The organism is Bradyrhizobium sp. 159 (assembly GCF_023073795.1).
Classification (GTDB): domain Bacteria; phylum Pseudomonadota; class Alphaproteobacteria; order Rhizobiales; family Xanthobacteraceae; genus Bradyrhizobium.
The window spans coordinates 84,582-107,603 of record NZ_JADPKE010000050.1; the positions used below are offsets into that span (position 1 = coordinate 84,582).

The window sequence follows — 23,022 nt, forward strand, 5'->3', positions numbered from 1 at the left end:
GGCGAATTCAATGCGAGCTGAGACCGTCACCACATATTGAGCACGAGGCGCGCCTCGTCGCTCATGCGCTCGGGCGACCACGGCGGCTCCCAGACGACCTTGACGTCGACCACGCCGACGCCGGGGACGCTGGCGACCGCGTTCTCGACCATGGTCGGCAGCTCGCCCGCAGCCGGGCAGTTCGGTGTCGTCAGCGTCATCTGCACGTCGACCGAACGGTCGTCCTTGATCTCGACCTTGTAGATCAGGCCGAGCTCGTAGATGTCGGCCGGGATTTCCGGATCAAATACGGTCTTGAGGCCCGCGATGATCTCGGTGGTCAGACGCTCGGTCTCCTCCGGCGGCAGCGCCGAATGGGTCTCCATCGGATTGGCTTTGATTTCGGCCGTGTCACTCATGCGAACAAATCCCGCGCCTTCAGAAGCGCTTGTGCCAGATGATCGACTTCTTCCCGCGTATTATACATGCCGAACGACGCCCGGCAGGTGGCGGTGACGTTGAACCGCTCTAAAAGCGGCATCACGCAATGGGTGCCGGCGCGCACTGCGATGCCCTGACGGTCGATCACGGTGGCGACGTCGTGGGCATGCGCGCCCTTGAGCTCGAAGGAGATCACCGGCCCCTTGCCGCGCGCAGTACCGATCAGCCGCAGCGAGTTGATCTCGCGGAGCCGGTCCTGGGCGTAGGTGACGAGATCGCGCTCGTGCGCGGCGATACGCTCCTTGCCGATCGAATTGACGTAATCGATGGCGGCACCGAGGCCGATCGCTTCGACGATGGGCGGGGTGCCAGCTTCGAACTTGTGCGGCGGGTCGCCATAGGTGACCCAGTCCTTCGCAACCTCGCGGATCATCTCGCCGCCACCGTTGAAGGGACGCATCGCGACAAGGTGCTCATGCTTGGCATAGAGCGCGCCGATACCGGTCGGGCCATAAATCTTGTGGCCGGTGAACGCGTAGAAATCGCAGTCGAGATCCTGCACGTCGACGGGCAGATGCACCGCGCCCTGCGCACCGTCGACCAGCACGGGGATGCCGCGATCGTGGGCCAGTCGCACCACCTCCTTTATAGGAACGAAGGTTCCGAGGGCGTTCGACATCTGGGTGATGGCGACAAGCTTGGTCTTCGGCGTCAGCAGCTTCTCGAACTCGTCGATCAGGAAGTTGCCTTCGTCATCGACGGGCGCCCATTTGATCACCGCGCCATGGCGCTCCCTGAGAAAATGCCAGGGCACAATGTTGGAATGGTGCTCCATGATCGAGAGGACGATTTCGTCGCCCTGCTCGATGTTCGGCTCGCCCCAGGACGACGCCACGAGGTTGATCGCTTCGGTGACGTTGCGGGTGAAGATGATCTCTTCTGTGCGGCGAGCATTGACGAATTGCGCGACTTTTGCCCGCGCGCCCTCATAGGCCTCCGTCGCCGCATTTGCGAGGTAATGCAGGCCGCGATGCACGTTAGCGTATTCGCTCGTATAGGCCTGCGTCATGCGGTCGAGCACGACGCCGGGCTTCTGCGCCGAGGCGGCGTTGTCGAGATAGACCAGCGGCTTGCCGTAGATCTGCATGGCGAGCGCGGGAAAATCCTGGCGCACGCGCGCAACGTCGTAGGCGCCGTTCTTGACCGCCGGATGCGTGCTCATGACCGGCGCTCCAGCCAGCGCTCGGCGATGCCGATCACGTGCTCGCGCAAGCCGTCGTCGGCGATTTGCTCGATCGCCTCGCCCACGAAGGCCTGGATCAGCAGCGCCTGGGCCTGCTTCTCCGGCAGGCCGCGCGCCTTCAGATAGAACAAGAGGCTGTCGTCCAGCGCACCGGCAGTGGCGCCGTGGCCGCAGGAGACGTCATCGGCAAAGATTTCCAGCTCGGGCTTGTTGTCGGCTTCCGCCTCGTCCGAGAGCAGCAGCGCGCGAGTCATCATCTTGCCGTCGGTCTTCTGCGCATCGGGGCGAACGATGATGCGCCCCTGGAATACCGAATGAGCGCGATCGTCGATCACGGCGCGAAAAGTCTCGCGGCTGACGCAGTTCGGCACGGCGTGGTCGACGACCAGTGTGGTGTCACCATGCTCGGTCTGCTTCAAAAGGTTGACACCGTTGACGGAGAGCTCGCTGCCCTCGCCCGCCAGTGTGATGAAGCCCTGCAAGCGGCTGACCGCCGCGCCACTGGTCATGTTGAAGAAGTTCAACTTCACATTGGCGCCGACCGTCACGAACTGCGAGGTGACGTTCACCGCGTCAGGCGCATCGTCCATCAGGCGAATGTGTGCAACATCGGCGTCGTCGCCAACCTTCACCACCACGGCATCGTTGACCTGGTAGGCCTTGCTACCTGCCGCAACGAAGGTTTCGACGATGGTGGCGCGAGCGCCCTTCCCGATCGCAACCTGCGAACGGGTGAAGCTCGAGGCGGAAGCCGCGGTTGCGATGTGGATGATCTGGATCGGCGCGGACAGCTGCGCGCCGTCAGCGATCGACAGCACGACGCCGTCGGTTGCCATGGCGGCGTTCAGCGCGATCACGGCATCGGTGGGCGCCGTGTTGAGGAGACCGGCATCGGTCTCCAGCGTCTCGCGCAGGGTCTTGAGGCTCGTCTCGGAGCCGAGCGCCTTCACGTCGGACAGATCGGCCGCGAACACGCCGTCGACCAGCACCAGCTTGCGGGCGCCCGCGATGGCATGCGCCTTCACCGCGTCCGCGGCGCGCGCCAGCGCGGCCGCGTCGGGGCTGGCCGCCAGCGGCAGGACCTCGCCGACCAGCGCGCGCAGATCCGTGTATTTCCATTCCTCGAGCCGGCGGTGCGGCAGGCCTAGCCGCTCATAATTCTCGAAGGCTTCGCGACGCGCCGCGATCACAGCAGGCGGACCCGGCAAGCGGCCTTCGACGCTGGCGAAGAGATCGCTCACCGCGCGGCCCTTTCCGGTCTTTGCCACAGCAACGTTCATTGCAAAATTCCTTACGCGGCGTCCTCGAACTGGGCATAGCCGGACGCTTCCAGCTCCAGTGCCAGCTCCTTGCCGCCGCTCTTCACGACGCGGCCCTTCGACATCACGTGCACGACGTCGGGCACGATGTAGTTCAGCAGCCGCTGATAGTGGGTGATGACGACCATGGCGCGCTTCGGCGAGCGCAGCGCGTTGACGCCGTCGGCCGCGATGCGCAGCGCGTCGATGTCGAGGCCGGAATCCATCTCGTCGAGGATGCACAGGCTGGGCTCGAACAGCGCCATCTGGAGCACCTCGTTGCGCTTCTTCTCGCCGCCGGAGAAGCCGACATTGACGCCGCGCTTGAGCATGTCCTGCGGGATGTTCAGCGACTTCGAGACCTCGCGGACCTTCTTCAAAAAGTCCGGCACCATCAGTTCGCTCTCGCCGCGAGCCTTGCGCTGGGCATTGAGTGCGGTACGGAGGAAATTCATGGTGGTAACACCGGGAATCTCGACCGGATACTGGAACGCCAGGAACACGCCTTTGGCGGCGCGCTCTTCGGGATCCATCTCCAGGAGATCCTCGCCCCTGAACAGGATCTGGCCGTCGGTGACCTCATAGCCGGGTTTGCCGGCGATGACATGGGAGAGCGTCGACTTGCCGGAGCCGTTCGGTCCCATGATGGCGTGCACCTCGCCCTCATTCACGGTCAGCGTCAGCCCGTGGAGGATCTCACGCTCCTCGACACGAACCTTCAGGTCTTTCACTTCAAGCAAAGGCATTGTTGGTGTCCAGTCTATTCAAATGAGGCATGGAGCGCCTAAGCGCACCGCGAGGGTCGGTGTTAACCGACCGACCCTTCAAGCGAGATCGAGATCAGCTTCTGCGCTTCCACCGCGAACTCCATCGGCAGCTGCTGAAGCACATCCTTGACGAAGCCGTTGACCACGAGGCCAACCGCCTCTTCCTGCGAGAGACCGCGCTGGATGCAGTAGAACAGCACGTCCTCGGAGATCTTCGACGTCGTCGCCTCGTGCTCGAACGTCGCCGAGGAGTTCTTCGCCTCGATGTACGGCACGGTGTGCGCGCCGCATTTGTCGCCGATCAGCAGGGAATCGCAGGCGGTGAAGTTGCGCGCGCCGGTGGCTTTCCGATGCGCGGTGACGAGCCCACGATAGGTGTTCTGCGACTTGCCGGCGGCGATGCCCTTGGAGATGATGCGGCTCGACGTGTTCTTGCCGAGGTGGATCATCTTGGTGCCCGAATCGACCTGCTGGAAGCCGTTCGAGATCGCGATCGAGTAGAACTCGCCCCGCGAATTGTCGCCGCGCAGGATGCAGCTCGGATATTTCCAGGTGATCGCCGAGCCCGTCTCGACCTGGGTCCAGGAGATCTTTGAATTGGCACCGCGACAGTCGCCACGCTTGGTGACGAAATTGTAGATGCCGCCCTTGCCTTCCGAATTGCCCGGATACCAGTTCTGCACCGTCGAGTATTTGATCTCGGCGTCGTCGAGCGCGACGAGCTCGACCACGGCCGCGTGCAGCTGGTTCTCGTCGCGCTGCGGCGCAGTGCAGCCCTCGAGATAGGAGACGTAGGAGCCCTTGTCCGCGATGATCAGCGTGCGCTCGAACTGACCCGTGTTGCGCTCGTTGATGCGGAAATAGGTCGACAGCTCCATCGGGCAGCGCACGCCGGGCGGCACGTAGACGAACGAGCCGTCCGAGAACACCGCCGAGTTCAGCGTCGCGTAGAAATTGTCCGAGGTGGGCACCACGGTGCCGAGATACTTCTGCACCAGCTCGGGATGCTCGCGGATCGCCTCCGAGATCGGCATGAAAATCACGCCGGCCTTCTTCAGCTCCGCCTTGAACGTGGTCGCAACCGACACCGAATCGAAGACCGCGTCGACCGCGATCTTACGGCGGGCCGGATCTTCCTCGCCAACCTTCGGCTCGACGCCTTCGAGCATGGCGACTTCCCGCAGGGGAATGCCGAGCTTTTCGTAGGTCTTCAGGATCTCCGGATCGATCTCATCGAGGGAGCTGACCGTCTTCTTCGGCTTCGGCGCCGCGTAGTAATAGAGGTCCTGGAAGTCGATCTTGGGATAATCGACCCGCGCCCAGGTCGGCTCGGTCATGGTCAGCCAGCGCCGATAGGCTTCCAGCCGCCACTGGAGCATCCAGGCGGGTTCATTCTTTTTTTGCGAGATGAACTCTACGGTCTCTTCCGATAGCCCCTTGGGGGCTTTCTCGGAGTCGATCAGGGTCTCAAACCCATAACGATATTGGTCGACGTCGATGCGCTTCACGCGCTCGACCGTCTCTTGTACGGCTGGCATTCCATCCTCCGCTCGCGGTTTCAAGGACCGCGGTGGATCAAACTCGGACGAGTATTACGTTTATTACGATGTTCTCTGGCGGAAAGCACGCGCCTAGAATCGTTCAAGCTGTGTTTCGTCGCCTAGCTCTTAAGTAGGTTATTACCGAGCTTTCGCCAAGCCTCCAACGCCCTATTGATCTCTTCCAGTTCCGTGGACCAGCCAAGACTGAGGCGCACCGCTCCTTGGGCCACCATGGGATCGTACCCCATGGCGGAGAGCACGTGGGAGGGCTGGACCTTTCCCGATGAGCAGGCCGAACCTGACGACACGGCGACGCCTGCAAGGTCGAAGCCGATCACAGCAGTCTCGGCCTTCAGCCCTGGTGCGGTGAAAAGTACGGTATTTGGCAACCGCTCCACATCGTCGGCGAGGATTGTCGCCCCGGCCGTGGCGCGAAGCCCATTTTCCAAATGATCTCTGAGGGTTGCCATTCGTTTCAGATCCTCCGGCAGAGTCTGAAGCGCCCGTCTGACCGCCGCGCCAAAGCCGGCGATCCCCGCGACATTCTCGGTGCCCGCCCGGCGGTTGAGCTCCTGCCCGCCCCCCCGCAGGACCGGCGCCAGACCGGCGAGCCCTTCTGCCATGACCAGCGCGCCAACTCCCTTGGGGCCACCGATCTTGTGCGCAGAAAAGGTCGCAAGGTCTGCACCCACAGCCTTGATATCGAACCGAATTTTGCCAAGCGCCTGGATCCCATCGACATGCAGGAGACCGCCGGCCTCATGAACGATCCGCGCAGCCTCAGCGACAGGCTGAAGCGCGCCCGTCTCGTTGTTCGCGGCCATGATGGAGACTAGCGCCGGCGGGCCAGCGTTGAGCTGGGCCCGCAGATCGTCGAGATTGACGACACCGGAGCGCGTTACCCGTATCCGTCGGATCTTATCCGCCGGGAACCGGCCGCCCGCCAGCACCGAGGCATGCTCGACCGCGGAGACCAGCAGTCGCTCGACGGGTCCGCCGGACGGCCCCCGCAGGCCGGGCGACAGCGCCAGCGCATTGGCCTCGGTTCCAGAGGATGTGAAGACGACGTTGCGTGGCTGAGCGCCGGCCGCCAGCCCCAGCGCGGCACGCGCCTCCTCGATCAGCCGTCGTGCCTCCCGCCCCTCGGCATGGAGGGAGGATGGATTACCGATCAGGTCGTATGCAGCCAGCATCGCTGCCCGCGCCTCAGCGCGGAGCGGCGTGGTCGCGTTCCAATCGAGATAGACGCGGGTCGGCATTGAGTAATATATTACCTCACATCGCAGACGGCGTTGCGCCATCTCGACATGGGCCGCGGGCACGCCCTTGGCAACCATGATTTGCGAATGTGCGGCCACAGCTGGCGCGGCCGTGACGCGCTAACGTCTTGAACCCGTTGGCTGATGTTCAAGATGCTTGCTTTTTGACCCTCAGCCTATGTTAGAACGCGCAGCGTCAAGTCACCGCGCGCCGTCAGCGCATCACCGCTGCGCGCGCCTCCTCGCCCTTCATTCGCGCTTTCGTCGGCATCTGCCGATGAGGCCACAATCGGTTGATTGCCGAGGTCGTCTCCAGGAAATCAATCAAGAGATCATCGATGCCCGAAGTTATATTTACCGGCCCCGCTGGCCGTCTCGAAGGCCGCTACCACCCGGCCAAGCAGAAGAACGCGCCGATCGCGATGATCCTGCATCCTCATCCGCAGTTCCACGGCACGATGAACCATCAGATCGTGTACCAGTGCTACTACGCCTTCGCGCATCGCGGCTTCTCCGTGCTGCGCTTCAATTTCCGCGGCGTCGGCCGCAGTCAGGGCTCGTTCGACCATGGCACCGGCGAATTGTCGGATGCGGCGGCAGCGCTCGATTGGGCGCAGACCATCAATCCCGAGGCGCGCGCCTGCTGGGTCGCCGGCTTCTCCTTCGGCGCCTGGATCGGCATGCAGCTGCTGATGCGCCGCCCGGAGGTCGAAGGCTTCATCTCGATCGCGCCGCCGGCCAACCTCTACGACTTCTCGTTCCTTGCGCCCTGCCCGTCCTCGGGCCTGATCGTGCATGGCGAAAAGGATGCCGTGGTGCCCCCTAAGGATGTCAACACCCTGGTCGAGAAGCTGAAGACGCAGAAGGGCATCGTGATCGACCAGCAGGTCATTCCCGGCGCCAATCACTTCTTCGACGCCAAGCTCGAGCCGCTGATGGAAACCATCACCGCCTATCTCGACATGCGCCTCGCCAACGTGCGCTGAGGCCTTCCGGCGTAGACGTGTTCGTGGCATGGCTGCGGACCGTCAACGCTGGGGATTGCGAGCGATGAAGGCGTATCTGGTTCTTGACCTGTCGGTGAACGACCACGTCGGCTTCAAGACTTACATCGCTGAAATCCCGGCATTTATTGCTAAGCATTCAGGGCGGTACATCGTGCGCGGCGTCGAGCCGACCACGATCGAAGGCGACTGGGCGCCCGAGCGCCTCGTCATCATCGAATTTGCGGAGCGCGAGAAGGCGCAAGCGTTCCTCGACGATCCCGACATTCAGGATCTCTTCAGGGTGCGGCACGCAACGACGACAAGCAGGCTGCTGCTTGCCGACGGTTGCACCTGATCAGTATGGGCTGACTACGCCAGCTTGAGCGCGACGATCCCCGTCAGCACGAGTGCGATGCCCGCAAGCTTCACCGCGCTCAAGGTCTCGCCGAACAGCACGACGCCCATCAGGAACGTGCCGGCCGCGCCAATGCCGGTCCACACCGAATAGGCAACGCCGACCTCGAGCACCTTCAAGGCACGCCCGAGCAGGAAGACGAAGGCAGCGAGCAGCACGAGCGAGGCGATGCTCCAGCCTGCGCGCGTATATCCTTCCGCATATTTCATTGCGATCGCCCAGCCGACATCAAGCGCGCCGGCGATCACCAGCATGAGCCAGGCCGTGGACTGCGACATCGGCGTAGCCTCAGGCCGCGAGCTTCAAGAGATGCGCGTCGTGGCGCACCAGGAAGGCCCGCAGCAATTGCGGATAGTCCGCGCCGACCGCAGAGCGCACGCTCGGACGCTTCGCAAGCTCGGCCCGCCACGCGCGGACCTTGGGCAGATCGTTGAAGATTCCGAGCTCAATCAATTCATCGAACACGTCGAAATAGCGAAAGATCGGGGCAAATACTGCATCCACGAGGCTGAATGCGTCGCCCGCGAAGTACGGCCCTGCGCCAAGCGCGGCTTCCACGCGTGCGAATTTGGCCGCGAGCGCCTCGCGCTTGCTCTCGAATGTCGCCGGATCGGTCGTCGTCTCCAGCCCCCAGAGGTCGCCAAGGATCGCCGAGCCGAACTCCATCCAAGCGCGATGCTCGGCACGTTTCAGCGCATCCGCCGGATGCAGCTTCGCACCGCCTTGCGTGTCTTCGATGTACTCGCAGATCACGTTGCTCTCAAACAACGCCACCTCGCCCTTGTCTGTCGCAACCACCAGCACCGGCACCTTGCCGAGCGGCGACAATTTCAAGAACCAGTCCGGCTTGTCAGCGAGATCGATATCGATCCGCTCGAACGGCACGCCCTTCTCCTTGAGCGCGATCACGGCGCGCTGCACATAGGGGCACAGTTTGTGGCTGATCAGTTTGAGCGGAGCGGTCATAACGGCGATCCCGACAGTTAGATGCAATTGCATCTATGTAGATGCACTTGCATGCACATGTCAAGATCAATGCACCTCCGTCAACTGCCTGTGATCTTCAAGGCCGCGCAATCACCCCACCCGTCATCGGTATCGGCACGCCCGTCGTTGCCGGATAGGATAGCGGCAAGCCCTTGAGGCCGCGCGCGGCAAGGAAACCGAAGGCCTGCGCCTCGATAGCGTCGGCGGCCCAGCCGAGCGTCTCCGCGGCCTCGACCGTGGCCGAGCCCACCCGCTCGCGGAGCATCCGCAGCATGGTGAGGTTGCGGGCCCCGCCCCCGCAGACGATCCAGCTGCGCGGCCGTCGCGGCAGCAGCGGGATGATGCGGGCGATCGCCGCCGCAGTGAACGCGGTCAGCGTCGCGGCGCCGTCGGCCGGTGGCATGTCGCCGAGCTTCAGCGCGGCAAAGTCGTTGCGGTCGAGCGACTTTGGCGGCGGCGCTGCGAAGAACGGCTGCGCCAGTGCCCGCGCGATCCAGGCCTCATCAGCCTTGCCGAGCGCGGCGAACTTTCCCTCCGCGTCGAACGCCTGGTTCATAGCGCGGTACATGAAGTCGTCGAGCAGCGCATTGCCGGGCCCGGTGTCGCAGGCGATCAGCGTGTCGCCGCCGTCGATATAGGTGATGTTGGAGACGCCGCCGATGTTGATCACCGCGATCGGGCCCTCGCGCTCCAGCGAATTGGCGAGCGCCCGATGATAGACCGGCACGAGCGGCGCGCCCTGCCCGCCGGCATCGACGTCGGCGGCGCGGAAATCATACATGACCGGGATATGAATCGCCTTGGCCAGCGCCGGCCCATCGCCGATCTGCACCGTCAGCCGCTGTTCGGGCCGGTGCAGCACGGTCTGGCCGTGGAAGCCGACGATGTCGATGTCCTCCGGCCTCATCCGGTTCTGCGCGACGAAAGCGGCGACCGCCTCGGCATGGGCCTGCGTCACTGCGCGCTCAGCCTCGGCCAGGATCCCAGGCCGGGCATCACGTTGCCGTAGGTGCACGGCCTCGGAGAGCGCCTGGCGCAGCAGGTAGCGCTCGACCGGACCATAGGGCCGGTAGCCGGTCGGTCCGAACGCCTTGACGTGCTTTCCGTCGGTTTCGATCAGCGCGACATCCACCCCGTCCAGCGAGGTGCCGCTCATCAGACCGAGTGCCGTCAACATCATGGACCAGCGTCCTCAAAGGCCCACCCTGGCATGCCGATCTTGTGCCAGAGGGACACATCTTATAATGCCACTGCGCCAAGTGGCGGGTGGCAATCGAGTTCCCACGCAAGACCCTTAAATTGCTCCCAAAACAGTAAACCAAGAATTGTCAGGCACGCCGACAAATGACTGCATTCAAATCGGATTTCCTCAACACCCTGCAGGAACGTGGGTTCATCCACCAGTGCTCCGATTTCGAGGGGCTGGACGCGCTCGCCGCTAGGGGCGAGGCGACCGCCTATGTCGGCTACGATTGCACCGCCCCCTCGCTACATATCGGCAACTATCTGACCATGATGATGCTGCACTGGCTGCAGCAATCCGGCAACAAGCCGATCACGCTGATGGGCGGCGGCACCACCATGGTCGGCGATCCCTCCGGCAAGGACGAGACGCGCGCGATGCGCACGGTCGCCGAGATCGAGGCGAACAAGGCCTCGATCCGCGGCGTGTTCGCCAAGGTGCTGCGCTATGGCGAAGGCAAGAGCGACGCTGTCATGCTCGACAACGCCGAGTGGTTGACCAAGCTGAACTGGATCGAGATGCTGCGCGACGTCGGCCGGCATTTCTCGGTCAACCGTATGCTGACCATGGACTCCGTGCGGCTGCGCCTTGAGCGCGAGCAGGAGATGAGCTTCATCGAGTTCAACTACATGGTCTGCCAGGCCTACGACTTCGTCGAGCTCGCCAAGCGCACCGGTTGCCGCCTCCAGATGGGCGGCTCGGACCAGTGGGGCAACATCATCATGGGCGTCGATCTCGGCCGCCGCATGGGCACGCACCAGCTGTTCGCGCTGACGACGCCGCTGCTGACGACCGCGTCCGGCGCCAAGATGGGCAAGACCGCGCAAGGCGCGGTCTGGCTCAACGCCGACCAGTTCTCGCCGTATGATTTCTGGCAGTACTGGCGCAACACCGAGGATGCCGACGTCGGCAAATTCCTGAAATTGTTCACGACGCTGCCGATAAGCGAGATCAAGAAGCTCGAGGCGCTCGGCGGCGCGGAGATCAACGAGGCCAAGAAGGTGCTCGCCACCGAAGCGACCGCGCTGCTGCACGGCCGCGATGCCGCGAACGAGGCGGCAGAGACCGCGCGCCGCACCTTTGAGGAAGGTGCGCTCGCCGAAAGCCTGCCGACGGTGGAAATTCCGCGTGGCGAGCTCGACGATGGTCTCGGCGTGCTCAACGCCTTCGTTCGGGCGGGCTTGGTTGCCTCAAACGGCGAAGCCCGCCGCCAGATCAAGGGGGGCGGCCTGCGCATCAACGACGCCCCCGTCACCGACGAGAAGATGGCACTCTCGGTGGCCAATCTGACACCGGAAGGCGTGATCAAGCTGTCGTTCGGCAAGAAGAAGCACGTCCTCATCAAGCCTGCATAGGCGTATGAGCTTTTCGCTGCTTGTCAGGGCGCGGCGAAGCGCGCTCCTTGACCGGCAATGGACCAGAACACGCCCAGGCAGGCCGAGGACCGCGCAGCGGCTGCGCCGGGAGGTGCCGTGCGGACCGCGCTCGTCGTGCTCGCGCTGTGTTTCGCGCTGGCTGTCCTTGGCCGCGGCCTCAGCGAGAGCTTCACCGTCTTCCTCAAGCCCATCTCCGAAAGCTTTGGCTGGGATCGCGCGCAGGTCGTCTCGATCTATTCGCTGACCTGGCTCGTCAGCGGACTGACCGCGCCTCTGGTCGGGCGGCTATTCGACCATTCCGGTCCCCGCGTCGTCTACGCGCTCGGACTGTTCCTGCTCGGCTCGGCCTTCCTGATTGCGGGCCATGCGCAAGCGCTCTGGCAATTCCAGCTCTCGATCGGACTGTGTGTCGGGATCGGGGTCGCCTTCATCGGCAACGTGCCGAATTCGATTCTGCTCGGCCGCTGGTTCGGGCCGCGGCTGCCGACCGCGATGGCCGTGGTTTATTCGGCAATGGGCGGCGGCGTGCTGGCGCTGCTGCCGGCCTCGCAGCTCCTGATCGATCACATCGGCTGGCGCGAGACCTATCAGCTGTTCGGCTTCGCTGCGCTGGGCCTGCTGGTGCCGCTCATGCTGCTGCCATGGCCGCTGTTCGCTGCCGGCTCGCCGCACGTGACCAAGAAGACCGATCCAGATTTCGTGGACAACGGCTGGACGCTTGTTGGCGCCATGCGCCATCACGCCTTCTGGGCGCTGTTCTCGACCTTCTTCTTCACCGCGGTCGGCATGTACGCGATCGCGGCGCAGATCGTGGCCTATCTGATCGATGCCGGTTTCCCGCCGCTTCAGGCCGCGACTGCCTGGGGCTTCTCCGGCGTCGTGCTGGTGTTCGGGATGTTGGGGATCTCCGCGCTCGACGGGCTGATCGGGCGCCGGCCGTCGGTGCTGCTGAGCTACGCGATCTCGATGCTCGGCATCTTCCTGCTCTGGCTCTTGCAGTATTATCCGAACATCATCCTGCTCACCGGTTTCGTCGTCTGCTTCGGCAGCATGATGGGCTCGCGCGGGCCGCTGATCACCGCAACCGCGATGAAAATCTTCCAGGGAAAACGGGTGGGCACCATCTATGGCACCATCTCGATCGGCAGTGGCCTCGGCTCAGCATTCGGCTCCTGGAGCGGCGGCCTGATCCATGACGCGACCCATGGCTACAACGCGCTGCTCGCCTTCGCACTTGCGAGTGTGGTGCTCGGGATGATTCCATTCCTGGTCGTGCCTGCCTTGCGACGGTAGGTTTCCCAGGGGTAACTTGAGTTCGTTTGCGTCACCGGAAAATTACGGATGGGCACGACGCCAACACAGGAAAAAATGCGGATCGCGCGCGACTGAGGGCGGAGCCTGCGGTGTTTTGTCCGACATGACGAAAATGTCAGCGCGGAATTGATCCTGATGGCTTGCGAGGCGGAATCGAATACGGTCCAAGTCGCGCATTGGATGGAGGGCACAAACCAATGAACTTTCCCTATCTCACTCGCTTTCAACCGGTTCTCCTGAGCCTGTTTCGCTTCATCACCGGCCTCTTGCTGTTCCAGTACGGCGTTGCGAAGATCTTCAAGTTTCCGGTGCTTCCTTACTTCGCCAACATCCCGCCGCTGATCTGGACGGCAGGCGCGATCGAGCTGGTGCTCGGTGCGCTCCTGATGCTCGGTCTGTTCACCCGCCTCGCGGCTTTCATTCTCTCGGGTGAGATGGCCTTCGCCTACTTCATGGGCCACATGTTCAAGGGCGAAACGCCGGTGTTCCTGCCGCTGCTCAACGGCGGCACCGCCGCCATCCTGTTCTGCTTCGCCTGCCTCTACCTCTCGGCAGCCGGCGGCGGGTCGGTCAGCGTCGATGCGGCGATGGGCAAGGAAAGCGATTCGACCGGCGGCGCCTACGCGCGGCGCTGACGCGCTCGCGGATTCGAAGGAAAAACAGGGCACCGGCGCATTTGCCGGTGCCGGCTCAACGCGCGCCCAGCACGTTCCAGATGACAACGAGAGCCGCCACGAGCAGCACCGACATGATGATGCGGTGAACGAATCGACTCATCGCTGTCCCGGCAAGGCTCGGCCACACCAAAATCCAGCATCAATTCTTCCCGCGATTGGATGCGCCATGCGCAGGCGCGGCGCGTTTGCGCATGCGACTGCGAACGCCGCATGCATGGCAGCGCGTTGCCCGCGTCCGTTCATGATTGGTAAGAACTTCATGCTACCGACGCGAGCAATAACCACCATTCGTTGAGACCGTGATGCAACTGCTCAGTCATCTGAAGATCCGCACCAAGCTTGCCAGCATGGTCTGCCTCGCGGCGCTCACGGTCACGGCCATCATCGGGGTATCGGCCGTGCTGAGCAAGGGCCGCATGATGGAGGACCGCGTCCAGCAGATGCGGACGGCGGTGGAGCTCCTCTATAATTACGCGCAATCGCTCCAGGACGAGGTGACAGCCGGCAAGCTTACGCAAGCCGAGGCCAAGAGCTTGTTCCACCAACGCGGCCGCCGCATGAGCTTTAACGGCGGCCAGGGCTACCCGGTGGTCTATAATCAGGACACCTCCCTGGTCGTGAACGGCGCCAATCAGCAGCTCGAAGGCAAGATCACCGGCGCCAAGGATTCCAACGGCGTGTTGATTGCCGACGCCATCATCAGGGCCGGCACCGACACCGCGCAGGGTGGCGTGACCTCCTATCTCTATCCCCGCCCCGGCCAGACCGAGCCGGTCCGCAAGACCGTGTTCGCGCGCAGATTCGAGCCCTGGAACGTGACCATCAGCTACGGACTCTACGTCGACGACATCGACGCCGACGTGCGCGCGCTGACGCTGGAGCTCGCCGCCATCGGCGTCGGCCTGATGCTGCTGATGGCGATGCTGTCCTGGCTGATCGCCCGCGACGTGCTCGCCGCGCTGGACCGCCAGAAGAACCGCATGCAGCAGATTTCGGAAGGCGCCATCGACAAGGCGGTCGAAGAGACCGACCGCGGCGACGAGATCGGCCGCATGGCCGAGACGCTCGAAGTGCTCCGGCAAACCGCGCTGACCGCGCGTAACCTGGAGGCCGAGCAGGTCGCCACCAAGACCCGTAGCGAGCAGGAGAAACGCGATGCCTTGATCGCGCTTGCCGACCGCTTCGATGCGTCCGTCGGCCGGCTGGTCGGGCTGATGGCTTCGGGCTCCGGCGAGCTCGAGGCGACCGCCAAGTCGATGTCCTCCACCGCCGAAGGCACCAACCGCCGCGCCGCCGTGGTCGGCTCGGCCGCTACGGAGGCCAGCCAGCGCGTCCAGACCGTCGCGGCCGCCGCCGAAGAGCTCTCCTCTTCCATCACCGAGATCAGCCGTCAGGTCGCGCAGTCCGCCGAAGTCACCGGACGCGCGGTGGACAGTGCGCGCCGCACCGACACGATCGTGCGCGCGTTGTCCGATGGTGCCCAGCAGATCGAGCACGTCGCCGAGCTGATCTCCAGCATCGCGGCACAGACCAATTTGCTCGCGCTCAACGCCACTATCGAGGCTGCACGCGCAGGCGAAGCCGGCCGTGGCTTTGCCGTGGTCGCCTCCGAGGTGAAGTCGCTCGCGAGCCAGACCGCGGAAGCCACCCGCGAGATCGGGGACAAGATCGCCCAGATCCAGGGCGCGACCAAAGAAGCGGTGGACGCAATCGGCGGCATCACCGCCACCATCGAGGAGGTCAGTCGCATCGCGACCTCGATCGGCGCGGCCATCGAGGAGCAAGGTGCCGCCACCGCCGAGATCGCCCGCAGCGTGTCGCAGACCGCAGAAGCGACCCAGGAGGTCACGACCAATATCAGCGCCGTTAGCACGGCTGCGAACGAGACCGGCAACGCTGCCGGCATGGTGCTCGCGGCCGCCTCGAGCCTCTCCAAGCAGGCAGAACAGCTCTCGGGCGAGGTCGGCACGTTCCTGGCCGGCGTGCGCGCGGCGTAAGTTTCCGACCACCACATGCGTCATGCCCGGGACAAGCCCGGGCATGACGGACTCTTGAGTCCCGCTTCTATCGCCGCGCCAGGCTGCAACCGCTCGACAGCTGCCGCGTCGATCCGGTCGACCCGTCGTTCGATTGCGACTGGAATTCCTCGAATGGCGAGTTCTGCTTGCCAGTGTTGAACTCGAAGATCTTGCGGAACAGGCCCGGCGCCATCGCCGAGATCGGATTGACGCGCATCACGGGCGCGGCCGGGGTGCCGACGACCTCGTAGGTCACGCCGATCAGCCCCTCGTTGTTGCCGCCGCCGAGGAAGATGCCGAACAACGGGATCTGGCCGAAGATGTTGTTGACGCCATACATCGGCACGAAGGTGCCGCTCATGCACACCTGGTTGCCGGGATAGTCAATCGAGCCCTCGATGGTGGCGCCGATCATCGGTCCCTTGACGACGCCGTCACGGATCGTGAGCGCGCCATTCTGACGGGTGAACTCGGCGCGGAGCGCGCTGAAGGAGACGCCGTTGCCGGTGCCGTTGGGCGCGCCGGCAGCAACGCGCTCGAGCTGCGCCTCGCCCTTGACTGTGAAGTCGCGCACGTTGATGAGACCCTCGCGCGACGTGTTCGGCTCGGATGTCGGCGGCTCCATCGCCACCACCATCTGGCCGCCGACCGCCTTGGTATAGGTATCGGTGAAGCGCAGCAGCGCGCCGGCATCGTTGGTCTGGAGATAGATCACTTCACGGCTGCCCTGCGCCCGCCCACCGCGCAAATCGGCCGCCACCGGCGTATCACGGCCGATCTTGCCACTCAGCGTGAAGGCTTTGACGGCGCCGTTGCGTTTCGACATCTTGGCATCGACGCTGCGCATCGCCTCGCCGTTGAAGCCGGCGACGGCGCCGAGCTTCACGTCGATGTCGAAATCGATGTTCTTCAGCTTGTTCTTGGCATCGTCCTTGGAATTGCCTGAGATCGCCGACTTCAGGAAACCGCGGCCATCGAACACGTCGCCGCGCATGGTGCCGCGCACCACGCCGTCCTGGCTGCGCTCCACCTTCAACGAGGCCTTGTCGCCGTCGGAGGGCGAATAGGTCGGGAAGTTTGCGTTGATGAGGTCGCCATTCGCATCGATCTCGAGCGAGCCCTTGATCGAGGCGCCACCGCCCTCGATGACGATGTCCTCGAAACGCGTCGATTGCGCCGCCGGCACCACTTTGAAGCTGGCCTTGCCGGACTTGCCCGGCAGCTTGACCCAGCCGGGCAAGATGTTGTCGAGCTTCACCGAGGTCAGGTCGGCCTCGACGCCGAGCTTCGTCGTCTGATCCGCGCCGCTCGCGATCTTGCCCGACAGCTTGATCGGCAACGATCCACTCACGGCAGGGCTGAGATCGAACCCCAGGCGCGCGCGGCTGGCATCGTCCAGCGTCGCCTGCAATCTGACCTCCGCGTCGCCCTCGGCCGGCTTGCGATAGTCGAGCGAGGCGGCCTGCCCGTTGATCTTGACGTCTCCCTTGACTTGATAGCCCTGGTTGCTCGCGATGATCTTGAGGTTGTTGGCCTCCAGCTTCTGGTTCATCACCAGCTTGTCGGCGGCAAAGCCGTTGAGTTCGGCTGTCACGGCATAGGTGGTGTCGGCCCTGGTCAGCTCGCCCTTGACCGGCATGCCGAGCTGGATGTTCGCCGAGAACGTCCCCTTGCTGGTATTGGGATCGACGACGGTCGAAGACAGATCGCTCAGGCGATCATTGGAGAGCATTTCGGCCGCCGCGGGCACCGGTCCGTCGACGCGAAATCTCGTGCGCGACGGCGACGGCTTGGGCGCCATGTCCGGCACCTCGAAAGTGAAGTCGGAGATCGTGATCTTGCGGCCGGCGGGCGTATCGGCAATGCCCTGCCCGATGTTCACGGTCGCAGTGCGGCCGGTCACGCGCGCCTTCAGATCGGCATCGTGCACCACCGGCATGCCGTCCACCGGACGCACCGCGACACCGCTTGCCACGATGTTGACCGACAGGCCGTCATCGGGGATGGGAGGCCCCTTGCGCGGAAGGTTCTTCACCGGCGAGTTGACGCCGATCTCGATCCGCTGGAGCGTGCCGCGCTCGATCCGCTCGATCACCCATTCACGCAGCTCGGGAACAATCAATGTGGGCCACATCCGCTTCAGCGCGGAGGCCGACATCGGCGTTCCCGCAAAGCCGAGCGTCAGCCGCGGCTCGCCCGAATAGTCGATGGCACCGGTGCCGGCGACACCGATCTCGCCATTGCTGATATCGGCCTGCGTCAGCAAGAGGCGCTTGTGGTCAGTGTCGAAACGGAAACCGATCGCAATACGGTTGAAGACGAGCGGCGGCTCGTTGTCGATGCCACCAAGCAGGATTGAGCCGCCACTGAAGCCGAGCTGCCAGTCATTGGTGGCGCCATTCGGTGGCTCGAGATGCCCCAGCAGGGTCAGGCGGTTGGCGCCGGAGAGAATTTTGAACGGAGCGACCAGCACCCGCCGGTTCGCGTCCCACTCGACGTTGATCTCGGCCGAGTCGATCGCCATCGGATAATCGGGCGTGTCGGTGTCAATGATGTTGCCCGCGCCGACCGCAATCTTGCCGCGGAAGTAGGTCGGCACCCCGTCGCGGCCGAGTTCGCCCTTCAGCTCGCCCGTCAGCGGCAGGTCCGCGGTATAGGTGAGATCCTTGACCCGCAGCGCCAAGAGGATGTTGGAGGTCGAGACCTTGTCGGCGCGGATGTCGACCGAGCGCACGCCGTTCTCGGCCGGCCCGATCGTGGCGCGCAGCATCCACGGGCGCGCGCCCTCCTCGCCGAGGCTGAGCGCGACGCCGCCACTGCTCGGGCGGCGCAGGCTGAGCGTGATGTTCTCGAACGACCATCTGCTGCCGCGCTGCTGGTCGTCGACGATCAGATTGCCGTTCTTCAGACCGATCTCGTTGAGGTTCTGGCCGTCAAGGCCGGTCATGCTCAGACTATCGAGCCAATCGAGGCCCTGAAGAATTCCGCTCTGTGCGGTCGCCTGGGGAGCAGCCTGGGATGGGTCCGGGCCCGCAGGCGCTGTGGCGAATGGCGGCGGCGGGACGCCATTGCGTGGGAATGTCGGCGGCAAGCCTGCCTCTTTCTTGGAGGCCACGCCGGTTGCCAGCGGCTTTGCGGTATCGCCGGCCGAGACCGTGACGGTGCCGTCAGGTGCGATGCGGATCGCGAGCTCGGCATCGACGAGATTGAGGCTTTCTGCGCGCAGGCGCCCCATGAGGAGACCCGTACCCGACAGCTTGACCTCGGCCTTCGGCGCACTGGCGACGATGGCGTGATCGCGGTCGCGGACGACGATGTCACGGATGCGGACGGCGATCCGGACCCGCCCCGCCCGCTCGATCTGGGTGCCGCCCACCTCTACGGTGTTGCCGTGGCCGATATTGTCCTCGATGGCGGCTGCCAGCCACGGCGTTGCAATGTCGAGATTGATGGGACCGGCGCCGAGCCGCCACCACAGCGTGCCGAAACAGCCGACGAAAATGACGACGAGGACGCCAACGACGACGGCCAGCCGCTTCAGCCAGCGGCCGCCGCCCAGCCAGCGACGCAAAGATCCAAACCCGTCACCGAGGCGATGGAAACCCGAATTGGAACGCGATAACAGCCGGCGCGCGCGATGGCCCGCCGCCTCCTCCTGATCCGGATCCCAATCGGCGTCATCCCATTCCTGCGGCTGTGATTGACCGCCGCGCCGATCGAAGTCCCGCGTGTAATCCTGGGGCGACTTATTCCTTGCCATTGCCTCTCGATACAGGCGTCCATCGTCGGATTGAGCGCCGCCGGGACCGCAGCCGTCGATGGGGAGCGAAGGCCCCTGCGCCGGCAATGCCGCCGTACTTCGAATATTCCTGCTGTTCGTCATTTCGCCCCGGCAGCGCGTTCAACGAGCAGTGGGGTGGTGCGTGGAATTCCTTGTAACCATACTCCGGCGTCGTCAGACTTGCCCAGCCGAGGGCGCGATTCCGGCACACCGGACGAGAGCTGCAATACCGCTTTGGTTGACCTGCCGAAAGCGACGAAAGGAAGGCGTATGTCCAAGAAATCCCAAAAGAAATCGTCCAAAACGCCCTCCGGCAGTCCGACGGCTAAAAAGAAGACCCTGAAAACGCGGGCAGCGACTCAAACAAGGTCCGCGAAAACACAGCGGACGCCGGCGAGCAAATCAACCAAGACCGTAGCAAAAGCAGGATCGCATAAGGCCGCCTCGAAACAGTTAAATTCTTCCAAGTCGCCCGCGGCGGCGAAGGTCGCCTTGACCGAGGGCCAGAAGGCTCCGGCCTTCCGTCTGCCCCGCGACGGCGGCGATGTGGTCACGCTGGCGGACTATGCCGGGCAAAAGCTGGTGCTGTTCTTCTACCCCCGCGCCGACACGCCCGGTTGTACCAGGGAGGCCATCGACTTCACCCGGCTGGCGGACGCCTTCACGGCTGCCGGCACGGCCGTGCTCGGCATCTCCGCGGATCCGTTAAGGCCCAGGAAAAGTTCCGCGACAAGCACAAGCTCACCATTCCACTCGTCTCGGACGAGACGCACGAGATGCTGGAGGCCTACGGCGCCTGGGGCGAAAAGTCCATGTATGGCAAGAGTTTCCTCGGAATTCTTCGCACCACGGTGCTGGTCGGGAGCGATGGCAAGGTGGCCCGGATCTGGCGCAAGGTCCGGGTCGACGGCCATGCCGATGAGGTCCTGGAAGCGGCAAGAAGTCTTTAACCAGTCCTTTAAATTCGAATGTTCCCGTTTCCGGAAAATTAACCATGACCGGCCCAGATTGCTGCGGCAATTAGGCCGTACGGACTCATCCGACCGGCGCGGGAGTGCCGATGTCGAAAAGTTCTGCCCAATACTCGCAGTACCCCCAACATCATCCTCACCACCACGGACGGGCCTTCCATCGCCATCCAGCCGCCCCAGCGGCGGCGGTTGCGATTCCCCTTCCCGCGACCGACGACGCCTACACCATCGTCCATGCCGGCAAGCAAGTCCGCTTCGGACCCGTGGTGTTCTGGATCGTGGTCGGCACGGTCGTGCTGCTCGGACTGTGGTCGGCCGCCACCGCCACCTACTTCGCCTTCCGCGACGACGTCCTGACCCGGCTGATCGCCCGCCAGGCCGAGATGCAGTACGCCTATGAAGACCGTATCGCCGAGCTGCGCGCCAAGGTTGACCGCACCACCAGCCGGCAGCTGCTCGACCAGGAGCAGTTCGATCAGAAGCTCGACCAGATCATGAAGCGCCAGACGGCGCTGGAATCCCGGGCGACGGCGCTCGGCGCCATGCCCGACGTGACCGGGTCGATCCCGCGCTCGACACCGCAGCGTGGTGACGCCGGCCAGAACGCAACCCAGGGCACGCCGAAGCCGTCGCCGATCAGCGACACCGTGATCTTCGTGGCGCCGCCGGATCGCGAAGCGCGGCTCGAGTCGCGCGCGCCGACCGTCGCGGCGCCGCCGACCAGCCAATTCGCCAAGAACCAGGGCTTCGACAACGTCCTGGTCCGGCTCACGGCTTCGCTTGATCAGGTCGAGCGTCGCCAGATGGCGGCGCTCAACGCCGTTGAGGAAAGCATGGATTCACGCATGCGCCGGATGCGCGGCGTCGTCAGCGATCTCGGCCTCAGCCTCGCCACTCTCGAAGCCGCCGTACCGCGCACCGCAATGGGTGGGCCTTACGTACCCGTCAAATTGACGCCGAACGCCGGGCCGTTCGAGAAGCAGCTCTATCGCATCAACACCACGCGCTCCGAGTTGGACCGGCTCAATCGCACGCTGGCGCTGGTGCCTTATCGCAAGCCCGTCATTGGCGAGGTCGAGTTCACCTCCGGCTTCGGCGTGCGCAGCGATCCTTTCCTCGGCCGGCCCGCAATGCATACCGGGCTCGACTTCCGCGCCGCCACCGGCGATCCCGTTCGCGTCACCGCCAACGGCAAGGTGATTTCCGCCGGCTGGTCCGGCGGCTACGGCCGCATGGTCGAGGTCGATCACGGCAACGGGCTTTCGACCCGCTATGGCCATCTCTCCGAGATCAACGTCAGGATCGGCGAGGTCGTCAAGATCGGCCAGGTGATCGGTCTCGTCGGATCGACCGGCCGTTCCACCGGTCCGCATTTGCACTATGAGACCCGCAACGAGGGCGAAGCGGTCGATCCGCAGAAATTTTTGCGCGCCGGCGTGCGGCTCAGCGCGGGCTAACGCTGATACAGCGGCGGATTAATGGCTGCGCTCGTGGCCGACCTCACCTGTGATGACGTCACCGAACAGCTCCCACGCTTGCCCGTTGAAGCGCATCAGCTGCATCTGCTCGATCGGGAAATAATCGTCGGGCGAGGTGTTGACCATGATGCCCGGCAGCATCAGGTCAGTGTGGAAATCCTTCAGGTTCGCAGCCTGCTTCATCACGTTCTCGCGGGTGAGATGGTCGCCGCACTGCTTTAGGACCTGGACCATCGCTTCGGCCTGGACATAGCCATAGACATTGTTGGCGTTAGTCTTGTCGCCATCGGGATAATATTTGTCCATGAACGCGCGCCATTTCACCACAGCCGGATCCTTGTCCCAGGTCGGATCGGTCGGGTCTTTCAGATAGACCGTCGAGATGATGTCCTTGGAATAGTCCAGCCCGGCCGGCTTGAGCACCGAGGCAACCGAGGTCGCGGTGTTGGCCAGGAAGAACTTTGGCTTCCAGCCGAGTTCACCCACCTTCCGGATTGCCTGCGCCGACCCTTTTGGCGCGGCCCATGAGAAGAATATGTCCGCACCGGAATCGTGAAGAGCAACGATCTGCGAGTCGATCGAGGGATCGCTGACTTCATAGGATTTGTCCGCGATGATCATGCTGGCCTTGTCGCCAAGCCCGTCCTTCAGTCCCTTGAACTGGTCCTTGCCGGCATCGTCGTTCTGCCAGAACACCGCGATCTTACTGTCGGGGAAATGATCGCGGATGTACTTTGCATAGATCCGCCCCTCGCTCTGATAGTTGGGCTGGAAGCCCATGGTCCAGGGGAAATTTTTGGGATCGCCGAACTTGGTGCCACCGGAGGCCACGAAGAGCTGCGGCACTTTCTTGGCGTTCATGTATTTCATGATCGCGGAGTTCGAGGGCGTGCCGAGCGACTGGAAGATCAAGAGAACCTCGTCGCTCTCGACGAGCTTGCGCGCCTGTTCGATCGCCTTCGGGGGCGAATAGGCGTCATCATAGCTGATGAAGTTGATCCTTCGCCCGTTGATGCCGCCTTGATCGTTGATCATCCTGAAAAAGGCGGCCTCGGTCTTGCCGATCACGCCATAGGAGGACGCCGGCCCGCTATAGGGCATAATGTTGCCGATCTTGATTTCGGTGTCGCTGGCGCCGGGGTCGTATTTTTTCTGCGCCGAGGCCGGTGTCGTGGCGAGCACTCCGGCAGCAAGCATGGCGAGGGCAGCAAGGTTGGTGCGACGACCCGGCATCGTTCTCTCCCCTGT

The 23,022-nt window shown here is 63.8% G+C and carries 18 protein-coding genes and 1 pseudogene; 8 read left to right on the plus strand and 11 right to left on the minus strand.

The genetic code is table 11. The features are described 5' to 3' along the window. Positions 1-26: 26 nt before the first annotated feature. From IVA96_RS13000 to IVA96_RS13025, 6 genes are all read right to left on the minus strand, one after another. A complete protein-coding gene (locus tag IVA96_RS13000) occupies positions 27-398 on the minus strand; it encodes an SUF system Fe-S cluster assembly protein (RefSeq protein ID WP_063683732.1) in 372 nt (123 codons plus the stop codon). Next, the gene (locus IVA96_RS13005; protein WP_247417616.1) at positions 395-1,642 is read right to left on the minus strand and encodes a cysteine desulfurase; all 1,248 of its coding nucleotides are present in this window, start codon (positions 1,640-1,642) and stop codon (positions 395-397) included. Before IVA96_RS13005 ends, IVA96_RS13000 begins: the two co-directional genes overlap by 4 nt. Further along, positions 1,639-2,943, minus strand: coding sequence for a Fe-S cluster assembly protein SufD (gene sufD, locus IVA96_RS13010; RefSeq protein WP_247417619.1), 1,305 nt, complete (start codon positions 2,941-2,943; stop codon positions 1,639-1,641). Before sufD ends, IVA96_RS13005 begins: the two co-directional genes overlap by 4 nt. 11 nt (positions 2,944-2,954) lie before the next feature. Beyond that, positions 2,955-3,707, minus strand: coding sequence for a Fe-S cluster assembly ATPase SufC (gene sufC / locus IVA96_RS13015; RefSeq protein WP_247417623.1), 753 nt, complete (start codon positions 3,705-3,707; stop codon positions 2,955-2,957). 62 nt (positions 3,708-3,769) lie between these two features. Then, positions 3,770-5,266: a Fe-S cluster assembly protein SufB gene (sufB, locus tag IVA96_RS13020; protein WP_247277219.1), complete on the minus strand. Its 1,497-nt coding sequence runs from the start codon at positions 5,264-5,266 to the stop codon at positions 3,770-3,772. Positions 5,267-5,388: 122 nt separating this feature from the next. Then, positions 5,389-6,528, minus strand: coding sequence for a cysteine desulfurase family protein (locus IVA96_RS13025; protein ID WP_247417781.1), 1,140 nt, complete (start codon positions 6,526-6,528; stop codon positions 5,389-5,391). A gap of 338 nt (positions 6,529-6,866) precedes the next feature. Here IVA96_RS13025 and IVA96_RS13030 point away from each other — a divergent pair, with 338 nt between their 5' ends. Continuing rightward, positions 6,867-7,514: an alpha/beta hydrolase gene (locus IVA96_RS13030; protein WP_014495555.1), complete on the plus strand. Its 648-nt coding sequence runs from the start codon at positions 6,867-6,869 to the stop codon at positions 7,512-7,514. A gap of 64 nt (positions 7,515-7,578) precedes the next feature. Then, positions 7,579-7,869: a DUF1330 domain-containing protein gene (locus tag IVA96_RS13035; RefSeq protein WP_247277221.1), complete on the plus strand. Its 291-nt coding sequence runs from the start codon at positions 7,579-7,581 to the stop codon at positions 7,867-7,869. Between the two features lie 14 nt (positions 7,870-7,883). Here IVA96_RS13035 and IVA96_RS13040 read toward each other — a convergent pair whose 3' ends face one another. The 3 genes from IVA96_RS13040 to IVA96_RS13050 all read right to left on the minus strand — a co-directional run bounded on the left by IVA96_RS13040 (position 7,884) and on the right by IVA96_RS13050 (position 10,096). Then, positions 7,884-8,207: a multidrug efflux SMR transporter gene (locus IVA96_RS13040; protein ID WP_247277222.1), complete on the minus strand. Its 324-nt coding sequence runs from the start codon at positions 8,205-8,207 to the stop codon at positions 7,884-7,886. A gap of 10 nt (positions 8,208-8,217) precedes the next feature. Then, positions 8,218-8,895 carry a glutathione S-transferase family protein gene (locus IVA96_RS13045; protein WP_247417627.1) on the minus strand — a complete coding sequence of 226 codons (678 nt, stop codon included), beginning with the start codon at positions 8,893-8,895 and terminating at the stop codon, positions 8,218-8,220. Between the two features lie 97 nt (positions 8,896-8,992). After that, the gene (locus IVA96_RS13050) at positions 8,993-10,096 is read right to left on the minus strand and encodes an anhydro-N-acetylmuramic acid kinase (RefSeq protein WP_247417630.1); all 1,104 of its coding nucleotides are present in this window, start codon (positions 10,094-10,096) and stop codon (positions 8,993-8,995) included. A gap of 164 nt (positions 10,097-10,260) precedes the next feature. On the opposite strand from IVA96_RS13050, the gene tyrS reads away from it, so the two are divergent. The 4 genes from tyrS to IVA96_RS13070 all read left to right on the plus strand — a co-directional run bounded on the left by tyrS (position 10,261) and on the right by IVA96_RS13070 (position 15,523). Next, positions 10,261-11,514, plus strand: a complete 1,254-nt coding sequence (gene tyrS, locus IVA96_RS13055) for a tyrosine--tRNA ligase (RefSeq protein WP_247417633.1) — start codon at positions 10,261-10,263, stop codon at positions 11,512-11,514. A 57-nt stretch (positions 11,515-11,571) separates the two neighbouring features. Next, on the plus strand, positions 11,572-12,828 hold the full coding sequence (locus IVA96_RS13060) for an MFS transporter (protein WP_247417636.1): 1,257 nt from the start codon (positions 11,572-11,574) through the stop codon (positions 12,826-12,828). Between the two features lie 218 nt (positions 12,829-13,046). Continuing rightward, positions 13,047-13,484 carry a DoxX family protein gene (locus IVA96_RS13065; protein ID WP_247277227.1) on the plus strand — a complete coding sequence of 146 codons (438 nt, stop codon included), beginning with the start codon at positions 13,047-13,049 and terminating at the stop codon, positions 13,482-13,484. 344 nt (positions 13,485-13,828) lie between these two features. Further along, the gene (locus IVA96_RS13070) at positions 13,829-15,523 is read left to right on the plus strand and encodes a methyl-accepting chemotaxis protein (RefSeq protein ID WP_247417638.1); all 1,695 of its coding nucleotides are present in this window, start codon (positions 13,829-13,831) and stop codon (positions 15,521-15,523) included. Positions 15,524-15,590: 67 nt separating this feature from the next. On the opposite strand, the gene IVA96_RS13075 is transcribed toward IVA96_RS13070, so the two are convergent. Then, positions 15,591-19,427: a DUF3971 domain-containing protein gene (locus IVA96_RS13075; RefSeq protein ID WP_247417640.1), complete on the minus strand. Its 3,837-nt coding sequence runs from the start codon at positions 19,425-19,427 to the stop codon at positions 15,591-15,593. Positions 19,428-19,595: 168 nt separating this feature from the next. On the opposite strand from IVA96_RS13075, the pseudogene IVA96_RS13080 reads away from it, so the two are divergent. Both IVA96_RS13080 and IVA96_RS13085 read left to right on the plus strand, forming a co-directional pair. Then, a pseudogene (locus IVA96_RS13080) lies at positions 19,596-20,275 on the plus strand (peroxiredoxin). Between the two features lie 110 nt (positions 20,276-20,385). Continuing rightward, positions 20,386-21,753: a M23 family metallopeptidase gene (locus IVA96_RS13085; protein WP_247417643.1), complete on the plus strand. Its 1,368-nt coding sequence runs from the start codon at positions 20,386-20,388 to the stop codon at positions 21,751-21,753. An 18-nt stretch (positions 21,754-21,771) separates the two neighbouring features. Here the strand turns inward: IVA96_RS13085 and IVA96_RS13090 are convergent, their stop codons facing one another. Then, positions 21,772-23,007 (minus strand): ABC transporter substrate-binding protein, encoded by a 1,236-nt coding sequence (locus IVA96_RS13090; protein ID WP_247417646.1) that lies wholly within the window; start codon positions 23,005-23,007, stop codon positions 21,772-21,774. Between the last annotated feature and the right edge of the window lie 15 nt (positions 23,008-23,022).

Coding starts and splice junctions, on each gene's coding strand:
- IVA96_RS13070 (WP_247417638.1), top strand. CDS start 13,829: ATGCAACTGCTCAGTCATCTGAAGATCCGCACCAAGCTTGCCAGCATG.
- IVA96_RS13000 (WP_063683732.1), bottom strand. CDS start 398: ATGAGTGACACGGCCGAAATCAAAGCCAATCCGATGGAGACCCATTCG.
- sufC (WP_247417623.1), bottom strand. CDS start 3,707: ATGCCTTTGCTTGAAGTGAAAGACCTGAAGGTTCGTGTCGAGGAGCGT.
- IVA96_RS13040 (WP_247277222.1), bottom strand. CDS start 8,207: ATGTCGCAGTCCACGGCCTGGCTCATGCTGGTGATCGCCGGCGCGCTT.
- IVA96_RS13050 (WP_247417630.1), bottom strand. CDS start 10,096: ATGATGTTGACGGCACTCGGTCTGATGAGCGGCACCTCGCTGGACGGG.
- IVA96_RS13065 (WP_247277227.1), top strand. CDS start 13,047: ATGAACTTTCCCTATCTCACTCGCTTTCAACCGGTTCTCCTGAGCCTG.
- IVA96_RS13045 (WP_247417627.1), bottom strand. CDS start 8,895: ATGACCGCTCCGCTCAAACTGATCAGCCACAAACTGTGCCCCTATGTG.
- IVA96_RS13035 (WP_247277221.1), top strand. CDS start 7,579: ATGAAGGCGTATCTGGTTCTTGACCTGTCGGTGAACGACCACGTCGGC.
- IVA96_RS13025 (WP_247417781.1), bottom strand. CDS start 6,528: ATGCCGACCCGCGTCTATCTCGATTGGAACGCGACCACGCCGCTCCGC.
- IVA96_RS13030 (WP_014495555.1), top strand. CDS start 6,867: ATGCCCGAAGTTATATTTACCGGCCCCGCTGGCCGTCTCGAAGGCCGC.
- IVA96_RS13005 (WP_247417616.1), bottom strand. CDS start 1,642: ATGAGCACGCATCCGGCGGTCAAGAACGGCGCCTACGACGTTGCGCGC.
- IVA96_RS13075 (WP_247417640.1), bottom strand. CDS start 19,427: ATGACGAACAGCAGGAATATTCGAAGTACGGCGGCATTGCCGGCGCAG.
- tyrS (WP_247417633.1), top strand. CDS start 10,261: ATGACTGCATTCAAATCGGATTTCCTCAACACCCTGCAGGAACGTGGG.
- sufD (WP_247417619.1), bottom strand. CDS start 2,943: ATGAACGTTGCTGTGGCAAAGACCGGAAAGGGCCGCGCGGTGAGCGAT.
- IVA96_RS13090 (WP_247417646.1), bottom strand. CDS start 23,007: ATGCCGGGTCGTCGCACCAACCTTGCTGCCCTCGCCATGCTTGCTGCC.
- IVA96_RS13085 (WP_247417643.1), top strand. CDS start 20,386: ATGTCGAAAAGTTCTGCCCAATACTCGCAGTACCCCCAACATCATCCT.
- IVA96_RS13060 (WP_247417636.1), top strand. CDS start 11,572: ATGGACCAGAACACGCCCAGGCAGGCCGAGGACCGCGCAGCGGCTGCG.
- sufB (WP_247277219.1), bottom strand. CDS start 5,266: ATGCCAGCCGTACAAGAGACGGTCGAGCGCGTGAAGCGCATCGACGTC.